Here is a 15,584-nt window from a genome sequence, read left to right on the forward strand (position 1 = left end):
CCCGTACCCGCTCCACGCCCCTTCCCGCTCGACCTCACACCCCTTCCCCTCGACAGAGAGAGACCCCGATGCAGTTCACCTTCGACTTCGACGACGCGACGTTCGCGGCCAACGTGACCGCGCCTCCCCGTCGCACGGGCACCGGCTTCGTCGTCCCCGCCGGCCCCCTGGCCGTGCTGCACCCGTTCGGCGAGACCGAGTTCTACCGGCACGGCTGGAACTCGTGGAGCCCCAGCGGGTGGGCCCGCACCGACGGCGAGACCATCGGCATCAAGGACAGCCCCGAGCGGCTGCTGACCGCCGACGACGCCGCCGTCGAGACGCCGCACGCGCACTCGGGCAGCGCCGTGGGCGCCGTCGCCGGGCCCGACGGCAACGTGCTGCTGATCGGCGGCCTGGGCCTCGGCACACCCCGCGTCGGCGCCGACCGTGACGTGCTCTGGGCCCGGAACGAGGCGGACCTCGCAGAGTGGTTCGTCGCCTACGGCCCCGAACTCGAGGTGTTCGCCGACTACGCGAGCCTCGTCTCGGAGCGGCTCGGGCACCGCACCCGCGCGGCCGGCACGGTCTGGAGCAGCTGGTACTCGTTCTTCGAGTCGATCGACGAAGGGCTGATCGCCCGCACGGTCGCCGACCTCGAGGGTCAGCCCGTCGACGTGTTCCAGATCGACGACGGCTGGGAGACGATCGTGGGCGACTGGGAGGCCGGCCCCGACTTCCCGTCCGGCATGCAGGCCACCGCCGAGGGCATCGCGGCCCGCGGATTCCGCCCCGGCCTGTGGCTGGCCCCGCTGATCGCGCTGCCCGGCTCGACGATCGCCCGGACCCGACCCGACCTCATGGTCCAGGGCGAGGACGGCCGCCCGCTCGTCGCCGGCCACAACTGGGAGTCGCACTACTACGCCCTCGACACGACGCAGGCCGAGGTGCGCGACCACCTCCGCGAGGTCTTCGAGCGTGTCACGGGCTGGGGGTTCAGCTACCTCAAGCTCGACTTCATGTACGCCGGGGCCGTCACGGGCGTCCGCAGCACCGACGTCCACCGGGAGGTCGCCTACCGCGACGCCCTGCAGCACATCCGCGACGTGGTGGGCGATGACACCTACCTGCTCGGCTGCGGCGTGCCGATGATCCCCTCGGTGGGCATCCTCGACGGCGCCCGGGTGGGGCCCGACACGGCCGCCGTGTGGGACAACGCCGAGCGGCCCCGTGACCCCTCGGGAGCGGGAGCGCTCAACTCGATCGTCTCGTCGGTGAACCGCGCCTGGATGAAGGGCCTCTACGAGGTCGACCCCGACTCGGTGTACTTCCGCAGCACGAGGAGCCTGCTCGGCGAGCCCGAACGGCAGCTGCTGCGCGACACGGCGGCCGTGCTGGAGTTCCGGTCGACCTCCGACCCGATGGCGTGGCTCGACGAGGCCGAACGCGGCCTGCTCGCCGACTGGCTCTCCGAGCGGCCGACGGTCGAGCACGTCGGCCGGCACCGGTTCGTCGTCGACGGGCGCGAGGTCGACCTGTCGGCCGTCGTCACGGGCCGGCACGAGCCCGACCCGACGGCCGTCGCCGGCTGATCGGTCCGGCTGATCGGCCCGGCGGGCCGGTCGGCGGGCCGGTCGGCGGGCCTCAGAGCCAGTGCCCGCCCCGCATGACCCGGCCGACCCGGCCCTGGTCGTCGAGCACGACGAGGTCGGCCCGGTCGCCGCGGCCGAGCCCCGCCCCGGCCAGCCCGAGGGAGGCCGCGGCGGTGGCGGACGACGCCCGCACGGCCTCGGGCAGCGAGACACCGTGCTCGCGCACCAGGCGCGTGACGCCGGCCCCGACGGTACCCGTGCTGCCGGCCAGCGAGGAGCCGTCCGCGAGCATCGCCACGCCGTGTTCGACGACGACCTCGGAGCCCGCGATCGAGTACCGGCCGTCGGACCAGCCCGTGGCGGCCATGGCGTCCGAGACGAGCACGAGACGACCCGAGGAGGCGCGGCGTGCGATCTCGACGGCGTCCCTCGAGACGTGCTGACCGTCGAGGATGAGCTCCACGGCGAGGCGGTCGTCGGTCAGCGCGGCACCGGCCAGGCCCGGTTCGCGGTGGTGCAGCGGTCTCATGCCGTTGTAGACGTGGGTGACCACGGTCGCCCCGGCGTCGGCGGCCGCGTGGGCCTCGGCGGCCGTGCAGTCCGAGTGTCCGAGCGCGACCACCACGCCGCGGTCGACGAGCAGGCGGATCGCGTCGACCGCGCCGGGCAGCTCGGGGGCGATGGTCACCAGACGGACGGTGCCCCGGGCGGCCTCGAGCAGGGCCTCGACCTCGGCGGGCTCCGGCGACCGCAGCAGACCGGGGTCGTGAGCGCCTCGCCGTTCCACCGAGAGCCAGGGCCCTTCGAGGTGGACGCCGTCGAGCACCCCCTCCTCGACGAGCGGGGCGAGGACGCCCAGGGCCCGGACCGTCGCCTCCGACGAGGCCGTGGCGACGGAGGCCACGAGCCGCGTCGAGCCCGCTCGCTGGTGGTGGGCCGCGGCTCGGCGGGCCCCGGCCTCGTCGGCACCGCCGAAGTCGACGCCCAGCGCGCCGTGTACGTGCTGGTCGACGAATCCGGGCACGACGACGCCCTGGAGCCGCTCGAGGGGCAGGCGCACCAGGTCACCGGTCGGGGCCGGTCCGTCGCCCACGTCGACCACGAGGCCGTCACCCAGGGCGAGCCAGCCGGGGCCGTCGGCGCCCGTCGCCGTCACGATCCGGTCGGCGACGACGACCCGGTCGGCCGTGCCCCGCGGCCCGGCCGCGTCGTCCCGGCGGCTCACGCCGCGCCTCCGGCCGGCAGGGTCTCGAGCGCTCCCCGGTCGTGGAGGGCCTGCTCGGCCAGGAGGGCGGCGCCCACCATCGCGGCCCCGTCGCCGTGTGCGGCGGGCACCAGGGCGGGGCGACGCGAGTGCGCGAGGCGCTCGTCGAGTGCCGAGCCGAGGGGGTCGAAGAGCACCGCGCCGGCCCCTGCCAGCCCGCCGCCCACGACGAGTGTGGTGGGGGCCGCGACGGCCGCGATCCACGCGAGGCAGTCGGCGAGCACCTCGACCAGCTCGCGCCAGGCCGCGCTCGCCTCGGGCTCGCCCGCCCGGACGCGCGCCACGACGGCGAGGGCGTTCGCGGCGCCCGTGCGCCGCGCGAGACCGCCGGCCGAGGCCACCTCCTCGACTCGCAAGCCGGCGAGGCGCCCCGAGGTCAGCACGACCTGACCGATCTCGCCGGCCCATCCGCCCGCGACCAGGGCCACGCCCCGGTCGACGACGGCGGCCGCGAGACCGGTGCCGACGGGGACGAACGCGAGGCCGCCCGAGACGCCCGCCCCGGCGCCCGTGGCCGCCTCGGCGAGGGCCCCGGCGCGGACGTCCTGCCCGAAACCCACGGGCAGCGAGGAGGCGCGCTCGACGAGGGCGCGCAGGGGTGCGTCGCGGAAGCCGACGTTGGTCGAGGCGACGGCCGTCCCGGCGTCGTCGTCCACGATCCCCGGCACGACGAGGCCGACGGCGTCGACCCGGCCGACACCGCGAGCGGCATCGACGAGACCGGCGACGGTCGCCGCGGTCCCGAGCCCGTCGTGGTCGTCGCGGGGGGTCGGGACCCGTCGTTCCCAGAGGGGGCGGTCGGACCGGCCGATCTCGACCAGCCGGGCCTTGACGGTCGTGCCACCGACGTCGACGCCGAGCACTCGGGGCCGGGCGTCGCCGGGGGGAGGGGTGGTCATGGAATGTCCTCTCACGGATACTGATCGTCGGAGGAACGACCGCGTGAGCGATGACCTCCGATTCGATCATCTTCGATCATTCTGGCGGACGATCGCTAAGATCGGAGCGACGTCACCCGGCACCGTTCGAGGAGAGCCCCATGACCCAGCAGCAACGCCTGAACGCCCTCCTCGAGCTCATCAGCGAGCGGGGCAACGTCTCGATCGCCGAGATCGGCGACGCCCTCGACATCTCGGCCGCGACGGCCCGCCGCGATCTCTCGACGCTGGCCGGCCAACGACTCGTCACCCGGACACACGGTGGCGCGGCGGCGCTCGGCAGTGGCTACGAGCTGCCGTTGCAGTACAAGATCGCGCGCCAGGCCGAGGCGAAGGTCGCGATCGCGAAGGCGACGGCCGCTCTGATCCAGGTCAGCGACACGGTCGGGGTCAACGGGGGCACGACGACGAGCGAGGTCGCCCGTGAGCTCGGCCGCAGCGAACGGTTCGTCCGCGGCGACGGCGACGACGGCGTCACCATCGTGACGAACGCCCTGAACATCGCCTACGAGCTCTCGGTGCGGCCCCACGTCAAGATCGTCGTCACGGGTGGCGTGTCGCGTCGGCAGTCGTACGAACTCGTGGGGCCGATGGTCACGGCGTCGTTGGCCGAGATGGCCCTCGACGTGGCGGTGCTCGGCGTCGACGGACTCACCGGCCGCTTCGGGGCGACCACGGTCCACGAGGGCGAGGCCGACGTCAGCCGCCAGTTCGCCTCCGTGGCGAAGAAGGTCGTGGTCGTCGCCGACAGCACCAAGCTCGGCCGGTCCACCTTCGCCCGCATCGCGCCCCTGTCGGTGGTCGACGTGCTCGTGACCGACGTCGCCGTCGAGCCCGAACTTCGTCGAGAGCTCGAGGCCGCCGGGGTCGAGGTGGTCGTCGCGTCCGCGACCGCCTGACCGCGAACGACCTGCCCGAGCGATGCCGCCCCGCCCCTGCCTGCCCCCACCCCGCCACCCCGCCATCCCGCCCCCCCCATCCCCCCACCCCGCCACCCCGCCATCCCGCCAGGATGTGGGCACAGCACCATGCTTAAACCTGGCGGTGTGCCCACGTCCTGGCGTTGTGGGGCGGCCTGAGCTGGTTGCCGAGGTCTCGGAGGGTTCCGGCGAGGGGAAGGCGCAGGGCGACGACGAGCACGTCGACCACGAGCGCACCTGCGAGGCCGTGCGGACCGTCCTCATGCGTCTCGCGGCCGAACAGTGCGAGCAGAACGAGCGCATGGCGGCGAGCGTGCGAAGGCCCTCGAGGGGAGCCGAGGAGGCGCGGTGCCGGCCCCGCGAGCCAGAGCCGCGAGGTCACGCGATGCGCCCGGACGGCGTGCAGGCCCGAGCAGACCAGGGCGGTCTCGAGGCGTCCTCTGGCTGCCGGATCTCGCCCCGTGACTTCGTCGCGTCGCTCGCGCCTCCCTCGTCCAGGCTCCCTCGTCCACGCCTCGTCGTGAGGCGTCCGTCGGCCGGGGTGATGTGTTTCGGGGGAGTTAAACCTCTCGCAGCGGTCTTTTACTGAGCGGTCGTGCGCCTTATTGTCGTTTCATGAGCGATTCGGCTACGTTTGAATCATCTTCACGCAAAGGAGCGGTGACACGATGACCAACAACCCCTCGCACCAGTCGACGGGCGCGACTGCCGCGCTGCGCGTCGGCGTGGTCGGAGTCGGGCAGCGCGCCTACATCGCGCACCACGTGGCGACCGCCGGTGACGCCGCCGAACTCGTCGCCGCCGCCGACACGACGCCCGAGGGTCGCGGCCGGGCCGCCGAACAGTTCCCCGGTGCCCGGGTCGTGGCGTCGCACCACGACCTCGTCGGACTCGTCGACGCGGCGATCGTGACGACACCGGACGCCACCCACGCCGCCGTCGCGATCGACCTGCTCCGGGCCGGGATCGCGGTGTACCTCGAGAAACCGCTCGCGACGACCGTCGCCGACGCCGACGCGATCCTCACCGTGGCGGCCGAGACGGGGACGCCGCTCTACGTCGGGCACAACTTCCGGCACGCCGCCGTGGTGCGACTGATGCACGACGTCATCGCGCGCGGTGAGATCGGCGAGGTGAAGTCCGTCTGGGTGCGGCACTTCGTCGGCAACGGCGGTGACTACTACTTCAAGGACTGGCACGCCGACCGCTCGCAGACGGGCACGCTGCTGCTGCAGAAGGCGAGTCACGACATCGACGTCGTGCACCTGCTGGCCGGTGCCTACACACGGCGCGTGGTGGGCATGGGCGACCTCATGGTCTACGGCGAGGTCGAGGACCGACACGAGCGGCCCGGTCAGACCGTGGACGACTGGTTCTCGTTCGAGAACTGGCCGCCGGCGTCGGCGACCGGCCTGAACCCGGTCGTCGACGTCGAGGACGTCTCGATGATGATGATGACGCTCGACAACGGCGTGATGGCGAGCTACCAGCAGTGCCACTTCACACCCGACTACTGGCGCAACTACACCGTCATCGGCACCGAGGGGCGGCTCGAGAACGTCGGCGACACCGGGGGCGGAGTCGTCAAGGTCTGGAACCGCCGGCACGACTGGCAGGTGGCCGGCGACGTCGAGTACCCGATCGACGGCGTCGAGGCCGGGCACGCGGACGCGGACGTCGCCGCCGTGACCGAGTTCCTCGCCTTCGTCGCCCGGGGGGTGCCACCGACGCTCTCGCCTGTCGCCGCCCGCGCCGCCGTCGCGGCCGGCGCCCTCGCCGCCGAGTCGCTGCGCGACGGCTCGACGCCGCGTGACGTGCCCCGCCTTCCCGACGCCGTGCTCGACCACTTCGCCCGGCTCACCGCCGGCGGCTCGGCCCCCACCTCCTCGACCACTCCGTCGTCACACGCCCCCGCGGCCTCCTGACGAACCGAAAGGACAGCACCATGTCTCGTTCCTCCACTCCTCGCCGCGGTGTCCGTCGCCGTCTCTCGATCGCGTCCGCCGCCCTCGGCATCTCCCTCGTCGCCGCCGGGTGCAGTTCGGCCGGTGGCCCGGCGACCGCCGACGACTACGAGGCCGCGCCCGGCGACCTCTCGGCCTCGATCACCTACGGCGTCTGGGACCAGGCGCAGATCGCGGCCATCGACGCGAACCTCGAGGGCTTCAACGAGCTGTACCCGAACATCGACGTCAGCGTGAACGTCACCCCGTACGCCGACTACTTCACGAAGCTGCAGACGCAGGCGTCGAGCAACAGCCTGCCCGACCTCTTCTGGATGAACGGCCCCGACTTCGAGCTCTACGCGAGCAACGGCAAGATCGAGCCCCTCACCGGTGCGATCGATGCCGGTGACATCGACACCACGAACTACCCCGAGGCACTCGTCGACCTGTACGAGCTCGACGGCGTGCAGTACGGCGTGCCCAAGGACGTCGACACGATCGGGATCTGGATCAACAAGGCGCTCTTCGAGCAGGCGGGCGTGCCCCTGCCTGACGGCGACTGGGACTGGGACGAGTTCACCGAGACCGCGGTCGCGATCTCGGACGCGCTCTCCGACCAGGGGATCTACGGCGGGGCCGGTGGCATGGACGGGCAGACGACCTACTACAACACCATCTTCCAGGCCGGCGGCGAGGTCGTCTCGGACGACGGCAGGTCGTCCGGCTACGACACCCCGGAGGCCAAGGCGGGCCTGCAGTTCTGGACCGACCTCATCGCCTCCGGCGGCTCACCGAACATCGAACAGCTGACCGACACCGCCGCCGACCAGTGGTTCACCTCGGGCAAGCTGGCGATGTACTGGGGCGGCAGCTGGCTGAACCCGGCCGTGACCGACTCGCCCGTCTCGGCGACCGCCGACGTGCTGCCCCTGCCGACCGGCGAGGAGCAGGCCACCGTCATCCACGGCATCTCGAACGTCGTGGCCGCCGGCAGCCAGGAGAAGCAGGCCGCCCAGGCCTTGCAGGTCTACCTCGCCGGCCAGGAGGCGCAGCAGCAGCAGGGCGACATGGGCACCGTGATGCCCGCCTTCGCCGGCACCGAGCAGGGCTACCTCGACAGCGCTCCCGAGCGCGACCTGCAGGTGTTCGTCGACGGGATCGACTACGCCAAGTCGGTGCCCGTGTCCAAGAACTCGTCGGCGTGGACGACCCTCGAGACGGCCGAGTTGCCCGGCGCCTTCCGCGGTGACGACCCGGTGTCCGACGTGGCCGCGCGGCTCGGCGAGCAGATGACCCTGCTGCTCGAGAAGGAATAGGGGGACCGCATGAGCGACGACACGATCACGACCCCCCGACCCTCGGAGTCCCGCGTCCCCACCCCCGTGCCGAGGCGGAACACGCTGCACCGTGACGGTGCGTGGCCCTGGCTGTTCGTGTCGCCGCTCGCGGCGGGCATCGCGGTCTTCTTCGTGTGGCCCGTGCTGCAGACCGCCTACTACTCGATGACGACGTGGGGCGTGTTCGGCGGGTCGACCTTCACGGGCCTCGCGAACTACACGCGGCTGGTGGTCGACCCCCAGCTCTGGACGGCTCTCGGCAACACGCTGCTCTACACCGGCATCGTCCTGCTCGGCGTGCCCCTGGCCGTCTGGCTCGCGAGCCTGCTGAACACCCCTGGCCTCCGCTTCGCGTCGTTCTACCGCGTCCTGTTCTTCTTGCCGTACGTGGCCATGCCGACCGCCATCGCGATGGTGTGGCGCATCATCTTCAACGGCGACTTCGGGGTGCTGAACTACCTGCTCTCGCTGGTCGGCATCGAGGGCCCCTACTGGATCTCGACACCCGGCGCCGCGACGGTGGCCGTGGCCATCGTCGGCCTCTGGTCGTCGATCGGGTTCGCGATGATCATCCTGGGTGCCGGTCTCAAGGCGATCCCGCCCGAGCTGTACGAGGCGGCCGAGCTCGACGGGGCGACGCCGTGGCGTCAGTTCCGCTCGGTGACGGTGCCGCTGCTCACCCCGAGCATCTTCTTCGTGCTGATCATCACGATCATCTCGAGCTTCCAACTGTTCGACCTGCAGTTCGCGATCCTGGGCAGCACCAACCCCGTCCTGCCGCGGAGCCTGTCGCTCGTCTACTTCTTCTACCAGCAGGGCTTCATCGCCAACGACAAGGGCTACGCGGCGGCGATCGCGATGTTCATCTTCGTGCTGATCGGCCTCGTCACGCTCGTCCAGTTCCGTCTCCAGAAGAAGTGGGTGCAGTCATGACCGACCGAGCCGCACCGGTCCGCTCGGCGGCCGTGCTCAGTGATCCCCAGACCTTGTCCGCCACGCCGGCGGCCCTCGTCGCAGTCCCGTCCGACCGTGAGGAGGCGCGCGAGGTAGCGCCGACCGGTGGCCGTCCCGACCGCGCCCGTCGCGCCTCCTCGGGTCGACCCGGTCGTCGTGGCCGGTCGCACGCGGGCATCCATGTCGTGCTCGGGTTCGGCGGGTTCCTCATGGCGTTCCCGTTCCTGTGGCAGATCATCATGTCGCTGTCGACCAACGCCGAGGTGCAGAGCGTGACGCCGAACCTCTGGCCGGCCGAGCTGCAGTGGCAGAACTTCGCGATCGTCTTCGAGCGGCTGCCGTTCCTCGACCAGCTGCGGACGAGCGTCATCGTCACGATCGCCCGGACGGTCGCCCAGATCGTGCTCTGCACGATGGCCGGCTACGCGTTCGCCCGGATGCGCTTCCGCGGCAGCGGCGTGATGCTGGCGGTGATCCTGTCGATCCTCATGGTGCCGTCGCAGGTCTACCTGATCTCGCAGTACCAGATCGTCCAGAACCTCGGCTGGCTCGACACCATCGCCGGCATCGTCGCTCCGGGGCTGTTCAGCGCCTTCGGCACGTTCCTGATGCGCACGGCCTTCCTGGCGATGCCCGCCGAACTCGAGGAGGCGGCGCGCCTCGACGGGGCGAACCCGTTCCAGGTCTTCGCCCGGGTCATGTTGCCCCTGGCGGTGCCGTCGATCAGCGTGCTCGCCATCACGACCGTGCTCTGGTCGTGGAACGAGCTGCTCTGGCCCCTCGTCGTCTCGACCTACTCGGACCGCATGCCGCTGTCGGCAGGCCTCGCGACCCTGATCGGCGACAAGACGACCGACTACCCGGTCGTCATGGCGGCGAGCCTGCTGGCCATGGCGCCGGTGCTGATCGCCTTCGTCGTGCTGCAGCGTCGGGTCATCGACGGGCTCGCGCACTCGGGCCTCAAGTAGGCGGCGCGGCCGGCTACTTCGAGGTGGCGAGCCCCACGAAGGCGGCCGTGATCAGGCCGGCGCCGACCACGGTGATGGCGATGATGAGGACGTGGAAGAACAGGACCATGGGGGCGTCGGTCTCTCTGTGAGCAGGTGGGGCGGGGTCGGGGCGGAGCAGGCGTCCATCGTACCGAGCGTCGCTGGACGGGCACGTCCGGCGGCGGCCGCGGCCGCGGCCTACGCTCGGACGATGACGACCCACCGCCTGGATCCCGGCACCGAGACCGCCCACGAGGTCTTCTCGCGCGACCACGTCCCCGTGCTGACCATCGACCCCGGCGACACCGTCGTCGTCCGCTCGCTCGACGCCTCCGGTCACCTCGAGCGGCAGACCGTGCCCGGGGAGGTCACCCCGTACCTGTTCCCGACTCGGCGCGGCCACGCCCTGACCGGGCCGATCGCCGTCCGTGGGGCCCGCCCGGGTGACATGCTGCGGCTCGACCTGGTCTCGCTCACCCCGGACGACTGGGGGTTCACGGTCGCTGCGGCCGCCGACACCCCGATCACCCGCCACCTCGGCCTGGTCGACTCCGAGGCCGCCTGGCTGCTCTGGAGCATCGACCGCGACGCCGGCACGGCCACCGAGAGCCGGGGCCTGCGTCGCCCGATCGCGCCGTTCCTCGGCGTCATGGGACTCGCCCCCGCCGAGGCCGGCGAGCACTCGACCATCCCTCCCCGCGCCTCCGTCGGCGGCAACATCGACTGCCGCGACCTCGTCGCGGGCACGACCCTCTGGCTTCCGGTGGCGGTCGACGACGCCCTGCTCTACCTCGGCGACGGACACGCGGCCCAGGGCGACGGCGAGGTGGGCGGCACCGCGATCGAGACCGGCATGACGACGGAGGCACGGGTCGGCCTCGCGACGGATCGCCCGCTCGCGACGATCCACGCCGAGACGCCCGAGGCCCGCATCACCTTCGGCTTCGACGCCGACCTCAACGTCGCCAGCGCCGACGCGCTCGCCGCGATGGTCGAGTGGATGCGTCAGCTGTACTCGCTCGACGCCGCCACGGCGCTGGCCTTCGCGAGCACGGTCGTCGACCTGCGGGTCACGCAGGTCGCCAACCGCACCTGGGGCGTCCACGCCGTGCTGCCCCGCGACGTGCTCGTCCCCGCCTGAGCCGCGCCGCGCCTCCTGCCCGCCGACCGCGGGTCGGCATTCGGGGCACGGAGCCCGGCGCCACGGCCCGCCGACACCCCGAATTCGGCGTCCCGAATACCTCTGATCAGCACTTTTTCGATCGAGGAGGCGCGTCGGGCATGGCAGGATCGTCAGGTTCCGAGACACCGGCGTCTCCACCCGACCGTCTCGAAAGGCGCTGCCCCCATGTCGTTCTGGGCCCTCTTCCTCATCGCGCTCGGCGTCTCCGCCGACGCCTTCGCCGTCGCCCTCGGCAAGGGCCTGCACATGACGCGCTTCAGCGTGCGGCACGCGCTCGTCATCGCCGTCACGTTCGGTGCGTTCCAGGCGCTGATGCCCTTGCTCGGCTGGCTGCTCGGTTCGACCTTCGCGCAGTACATCGCGCCGTTCGACCACTGGGTGGCCTTCGGCCTGCTCGCCCTGATCGGCGGCAAGATGCTCTACGAGGCGTCCTCCTCGGGTGAGGACGACGAGCAGGACACCGACCGGCTGAACCTCCGCGAGCTCGCCGTGCTCGCGATCGCGACGAGCATCGACGCCCTCGCGGTCGGCGTGACCCTGGCGTTCCTGCCGGTGTCGATCGGCTGGGCGATCCTCGTGATCGGCGTGACCACCGCCGTGCTGACCTTCGTCGGCGTCCTCGTCGGGCGTCGGGTGGGTGCGACGTTCGGCAAGCCGGCCGAGATCGCCGGCGGCGTGATCCTCATCGTGATCGGCGCGAGCATCGTGCTCGAGCACACGGGCGTCCTCGGCTGAGTCCGTGACGGACTTCCGGCCGCTGCGGAGTGCCCGCGGGGTCTCAGGGCATGTCGGCGGGTTGCCGTCCTCGGCGGCGGGTCGGCGCTGACCCGCCGGGGGTGACGGGAACCCGCCGACCCCGTGACGGGAACCCGCCGGGGGTGACGGGAACCCGCCGGGTGCGACGGCGCAGCCTGCTCGGCACCCAGGAGGCGCGGGTCGCGTCAGTCGCGAGGCATGCGCAGCTGCGTCAGCGCGGGCGCGTGCAACGGCTGGGTCTCCCACAGGGCCGTGAAGGTCGCGTCCGCCTCGTCGAGCGTGAGGTGCAGGCGGTGCGGCGTCTCGACGAAGACGAGGTCGACGTGCAGCAGGTCGGCCGACCGGGTGGCGCTCGCGGCGACCGGAGTCCGGGCGGTGCCGTCGTGACCGTCGCCGTCGCCGGAGCCGTCGGTCACGACCCAGTCCTCGGCCTCGACCCGGGCCACGAGGCGGGCGTCGCCCTCGACGAGGGTGAGCGTGGTCGCGGTGTCGGCCGAGGCGCGCAGTTCGACCCCGGTCAGGCCGGGCTGGTCGTTGCCGGCGGCCGCGGTGAACGAGACGAGCCGCTCGGTGCCGGGGGAGTGCCGGTCGCCGACCCGCGCCTCCTCGGCGGCCGGCCGGACGGGTGCGGCGTCGTGCTCGCTCGGACCGGCGACCCCGGGCAGGGCCAGGTCGCCGAGACGGGTCGCCAGCGAGGCGTCGGCCGACGAGTCGCCCACCTGAGCCGCGTCCGTCCCGAAGGCGGGCAGCAGGTGCCCCCACGCCGCGTCGAGCACCGCTTGCATGTCGAGCGACTGGCCGGTCAGCGCGAGGACGACGTCGTGCTCGGGCAGCACGACGGCGAACTGCCCGTAGGCGCCGTCGCCGCGGTAGCCGTGGCGGGCCATCCAGAACTGGAAGCCGTAGCCCTGGCTCCAGTCCGGGTTCGACTCGCCCGCGTTCGACACGTGCGAGCGCGTGGCCTCGGCGACCCACTCACGCGGCAGCAGCTGCCTGCCGTCCCACTCGCCCTGCTGAAGGTACAGCTGCCCGAGGGCCGCGATCGCGTGGGTCGTGGCGTGCAGGCCGCTGAAGCCGAGCTCGCGGCCGGACTCGTCACGCTGCCAGCCGACGTCGCCGATGCCGAGCGGGTCGAGCAGGCGGGGGCGTAGGTACTCGCTGAGCGACTGGCCCGTGACCCGCTGCACGATCGCGCCGGCGGTGAAGGTGCAGGGCTGGTTGTAGGCGAACACGGTGCCCGGCTCGGCGTCGGGCGGGGTGAGCAGGAACCCTCGCACGACGTCGACCGGGTCGATGGCGAGCGCCCGGTCGAGGGTCTCGGCCCGGTGGCCGCTGGCCATCGCGAGCACGTGTCGGACGCGCATCGACCGGCTGCGCGGGTCGGTGACCTCGGCGTCGAGTTCGGGGAAGTGGCCGAGGACGGTGTCGTCGAGCCCCATCAGCCCCTCGGCCACGGCGAACCCGACCGCCGACGAGGTGAAGCTCTTGCTCAGCGAGTAGAGCAGGTGCGCGCGGTCGGCCGAGTACGGAGCCCACCAGCCCTCGGCGACGACCTGCCCGTGGCGCAACAACATGATGCTGTGCGGCTCGACGCCGGCGGTGGTCTCGAGGGCGTCGACGAAGGCGGAGACGCCCGCCGCGTCGACGTTCTGGGCGGAGGGCGTGCTGCGTGGCAGCGTCGACGGAGTCACCCCCCGACCCTATGCCCGTCCCCGCCCCTGCCCCTGCCCCCGTGTGCACATCGCGACACGTGAGCGTGCAGGCCCGCCGATCCGGGCAGACGAGCGGCGTGTCGCGCGCGTTCTGTCGGGTTCGGTACGCCTGCAGGGCTCCGGCAGGTCGGGTTCGGCCCGCCGACCCGCGCTCGGCAGGTCGTGACCGACGCGCGGCCGGGCCGAGGCGTCCCGGCGTGGGGGGAGGTGAGCCGAGGAGGCGCGGGTCAGGTCGCGAGGGACGTCAACCGCCGGTCGACCAACGGCACGAGATCCCGCGCCAGCACCACGAGGACGATCGAGTCGTCGATCTCGGCGCCCCAGCCGACCAGGTCGGGATCGGTGTCGATCAGCACGGCCTCGCGTTCGACCCCGTCGACGACGAGCAGCGCTCCCGACTGCGCATGCCGGTCGGTCACGGGGGCGTCCAGCACGGGCGCGGCGCCGTCGGGCCGGGCGCTCCGCCCCTCGGCGGTGTTGATCAGCACGTGGTTGAGGTGCCGGGCGAGATGCTCGGCCACGGAGACGGGTTCGGCAGGCGGCGCCGGGTCGTCGGGCGCGACCATGGTGACCACCGCCTCCCACAGCATCGGGTACCGGAACGCCCGCAGCCCGGCCACGAACCAGCCGGGCTGCCCCGCAGCGAGGGCGTCGGCCAGGTGGCCGTCGATCTCGGCGACGTTCTCGACCAGGTTCGACGGGGCATCCGGGTCGGACGGGTCGGCGACGAAGACGTAGTTCAGGGCGACCTCGTCCAGCACGTGGTCGTGGCCGACCGTGCTGGGCTGCGTCAGATCGAGTCGGGGCTGGTCGACGAACGTGAAGACGGGGCGCCCGAACGTCGCGGCGACCTCAGAGGCCGTCTCAGGGCGCGGCAGGTCGCGCAGGTCGGCGTTCTCGACGGGGTCCATCACTCCATGGTCGCACCCCGGCCGTGGGCGACCACCGTGTCGGCGACCACCGCATCCTGGGCCACCGCGTCGGCCACGACCTCGGCCTCGCGGGTGCGCTCGGCCCGGACGAGGCCGATGCCGACGACGATGAGCAGCCCGCCGCCGAGCTGCAGCGGGGTGAGGGCCTCGTCGAGCAGCAGCCAGGCGTAGAGCGCGGCGGCCGCGACCTCGAGCAGGCCGACGAAGGACGCGAGGCGCGAACCGAGCATGCTGCTGGCCGTGATGCTCGTGGCGTAGGCGACCGCGGTGGCGACGACGCCGACCACGAGCATGGGCACCCACCACGGCACGATCGCGTCGAACAGGGGCACGTCGGCGGCCGAGGTCGTGAAGGGCACGAGACCGGTCAGCCCCAACGACCCGAGCAGGGCGGAGCCGACGAGCAGGCCCGACGCCGCCAGCGCGACCGGGGGCAGGTCGCCGCTCGGCCTCGCGGCGATCACGAAGTAGGCGGCGCAGCAGACCATGGCCGCACCGGCCAGGGCGAGCCCGACGGGGTCGAGGGCCACGCCGCCGTTCGGGGCGACGATCAGCAGGAGGCCCGCGAAGGCGATCACGGAGCCCACGAGGACGACGGCCTGAGGCACGCGCCGCGTGGTCACCCAGGCCACACCGACGAGCAGCAGCGGGGCGAGGTACTCGACGAGGATCGCCGTGCCGACCGGGATGCGCACGACGGCGGCGAAGTAGAAGACCTGGGTGCCGGCGACGCCGATCACGGCCATGCCGAGCACACGCCACCGGGCGCGCCAGATCGGTCCGAGCCGACCGCGCAGGGCGACGAGGGCGACGGGTGCGAGCACGACCCCGCCGATCAGGGCCCGGACGGTGACGGCGGCCACGGGGCTCCAGCCGGACTCGAGGAGGGGCTTCACGAAGGGACCGGAGAAGCCGAACGACGCGGCGGCGATCACGGCGACGAGAAGCCCGGCGGTGGTCGAGGCGGGTCGCCCTGCGGCGAGGGGTGCCGTCCGGGACGTGGTCGTGGTCGCGCCGGTGCTCACGAGGGCTCCTTCTGTCAGGGCCGTCATGCACAATGGGTGGTGACGCGCCGTCTCTGT

13 protein-coding genes are annotated in these 15,584 nt (G+C 72.5%); 8 read left to right on the forward strand and 5 right to left on the reverse strand.

The window, feature by feature from the left end:
* The first annotated feature begins 68 nt into the window (after positions 1 to 68).
* Positions 69 to 1,571, forward strand: a complete 1,503-nt coding sequence (locus EDF50_RS05610) for a glycoside hydrolase family 36 protein (RefSeq protein WP_123518599.1) — start codon at positions 69 to 71, stop codon at positions 1,569 to 1,571.
* Between the two features lie 52 nt (positions 1,572 to 1,623).
* Here the strand turns inward: EDF50_RS05610 and nagA are convergent, their stop codons facing one another.
* On the reverse strand, positions 1,624 to 2,796 hold the full coding sequence (gene nagA / locus EDF50_RS05615) for an N-acetylglucosamine-6-phosphate deacetylase (RefSeq protein ID WP_233570366.1): 1,173 nt from the start codon (positions 2,794 to 2,796) through the stop codon (positions 1,624 to 1,626).
* Positions 2,793 to 3,734, reverse strand: coding sequence for an ROK family protein (locus tag EDF50_RS05620; protein ID WP_123518600.1), 942 nt, complete (start codon positions 3,732 to 3,734; stop codon positions 2,793 to 2,795). Before EDF50_RS05620 ends, nagA begins: the two co-directional genes overlap by 4 nt.
* Before the next feature lie 140 nt (positions 3,735 to 3,874).
* Between EDF50_RS05620 and EDF50_RS05625 the strand changes: the two genes are divergently transcribed.
* The 7 genes from EDF50_RS05625 (at position 3,875) to EDF50_RS05660 (ending at position 11,837) form a co-directional block, all read left to right on the forward strand.
* Positions 3,875 to 4,672 (forward strand): DeoR/GlpR family DNA-binding transcription regulator, encoded by a 798-nt coding sequence (locus EDF50_RS05625; protein WP_123518601.1) that lies wholly within the window; start codon positions 3,875 to 3,877, stop codon positions 4,670 to 4,672.
* Positions 4,673 to 5,361: 689 nt separating this feature from the next.
* Positions 5,362 to 6,618 carry a Gfo/Idh/MocA family protein gene (locus EDF50_RS05635; RefSeq protein WP_123518602.1) on the forward strand — a complete coding sequence of 419 codons (1,257 nt, stop codon included), beginning with the start codon at positions 5,362 to 5,364 and terminating at the stop codon, positions 6,616 to 6,618.
* A 20-nt stretch (positions 6,619 to 6,638) separates the two neighbouring features.
* Positions 6,639 to 7,955: a sugar ABC transporter substrate-binding protein gene (locus EDF50_RS05640; RefSeq protein WP_123518603.1), complete on the forward strand. Its 1,317-nt coding sequence runs from the start codon at positions 6,639 to 6,641 to the stop codon at positions 7,953 to 7,955.
* 9 nt (positions 7,956 to 7,964) lie between these two features.
* The gene (locus EDF50_RS05645) at positions 7,965 to 8,909 is read left to right on the forward strand and encodes a carbohydrate ABC transporter permease (protein WP_123518604.1); all 945 of its coding nucleotides are present in this window, start codon (positions 7,965 to 7,967) and stop codon (positions 8,907 to 8,909) included.
* Positions 8,906 to 9,898 (forward strand): carbohydrate ABC transporter permease, encoded by a 993-nt coding sequence (locus EDF50_RS05650; protein ID WP_233570368.1) that lies wholly within the window; start codon positions 8,906 to 8,908, stop codon positions 9,896 to 9,898. The genes EDF50_RS05645 and EDF50_RS05650 overlap by 4 nt, the downstream gene beginning before the upstream one ends.
* Before the next feature lie 232 nt (positions 9,899 to 10,130).
* Positions 10,131 to 11,060 (forward strand): acetamidase/formamidase family protein, encoded by a 930-nt coding sequence (locus tag EDF50_RS05655; RefSeq protein WP_123518605.1) that lies wholly within the window; start codon positions 10,131 to 10,133, stop codon positions 11,058 to 11,060.
* 207 nt (positions 11,061 to 11,267) lie between these two features.
* The gene (locus EDF50_RS05660) at positions 11,268 to 11,837 is read left to right on the forward strand and encodes a manganese efflux pump MntP family protein (protein WP_123518606.1); all 570 of its coding nucleotides are present in this window, start codon (positions 11,268 to 11,270) and stop codon (positions 11,835 to 11,837) included.
* Between the two features lie 206 nt (positions 11,838 to 12,043).
* Here EDF50_RS05660 and EDF50_RS05665 read toward each other — a convergent pair whose 3' ends face one another.
* From EDF50_RS05665 to EDF50_RS05675, 3 genes are all read right to left on the reverse strand, one after another.
* The gene (locus tag EDF50_RS05665) at positions 12,044 to 13,549 is read right to left on the reverse strand and encodes a serine hydrolase (protein ID WP_123518607.1); all 1,506 of its coding nucleotides are present in this window, start codon (positions 13,547 to 13,549) and stop codon (positions 12,044 to 12,046) included.
* A 248-nt stretch (positions 13,550 to 13,797) separates the two neighbouring features.
* Entirely contained in the window at positions 13,798 to 14,481 is a 684-nt protein-coding gene (locus tag EDF50_RS05670; RefSeq protein WP_123518608.1) for a hypothetical protein, read from the reverse strand.
* Positions 14,481 to 15,527 (reverse strand): DMT family transporter, encoded by a 1,047-nt coding sequence (locus EDF50_RS05675; protein WP_255410046.1) that lies wholly within the window; start codon positions 15,525 to 15,527, stop codon positions 14,481 to 14,483. The genes EDF50_RS05670 and EDF50_RS05675 overlap by 1 nt, the downstream gene beginning before the upstream one ends.
* Positions 15,528 to 15,584: the final 57 nt, after the last annotated feature.

This window comes from Frigoribacterium sp. PhB24 (genome assembly GCF_003755185.1).
GTDB lineage: Bacteria > Actinomycetota > Actinomycetes > Actinomycetales > Microbacteriaceae > Frigoribacterium.

What these genes read in the sequence shown, in the direction of transcription:
- EDF50_RS05625 (WP_123518601.1), top strand. Translation starts at nt 3,875, where the DNA reads ATGACCCAGCAGCAACGCCTGAACGCCCTCCTCGAGCTCATCAGCGAG.
- EDF50_RS05660 (WP_123518606.1), top strand. Translation starts at nt 11,268, where the DNA reads ATGTCGTTCTGGGCCCTCTTCCTCATCGCGCTCGGCGTCTCCGCCGAC.
- EDF50_RS05670 (WP_123518608.1), bottom strand. Translation starts at nt 14,481, where the DNA reads ATGGACCCCGTCGAGAACGCCGACCTGCGCGACCTGCCGCGCCCTGAG.
- EDF50_RS05610 (WP_123518599.1), top strand. Translation starts at nt 69, where the DNA reads ATGCAGTTCACCTTCGACTTCGACGACGCGACGTTCGCGGCCAACGTG.
- EDF50_RS05645 (WP_123518604.1), top strand. Translation starts at nt 7,965, where the DNA reads ATGAGCGACGACACGATCACGACCCCCCGACCCTCGGAGTCCCGCGTC.
- EDF50_RS05640 (WP_123518603.1), top strand. Translation starts at nt 6,639, where the DNA reads ATGTCTCGTTCCTCCACTCCTCGCCGCGGTGTCCGTCGCCGTCTCTCG.
- EDF50_RS05635 (WP_123518602.1), top strand. Translation starts at nt 5,362, where the DNA reads ATGACCAACAACCCCTCGCACCAGTCGACGGGCGCGACTGCCGCGCTG.
- EDF50_RS05655 (WP_123518605.1), top strand. Translation starts at nt 10,131, where the DNA reads ATGACGACCCACCGCCTGGATCCCGGCACCGAGACCGCCCACGAGGTC.
- EDF50_RS05620 (WP_123518600.1), bottom strand. Translation starts at nt 3,734, where the DNA reads ATGACCACCCCTCCCCCCGGCGACGCCCGGCCCCGAGTGCTCGGCGTC.
- EDF50_RS05650 (WP_233570368.1), top strand. Translation starts at nt 8,906, where the DNA reads ATGACCGACCGAGCCGCACCGGTCCGCTCGGCGGCCGTGCTCAGTGAT.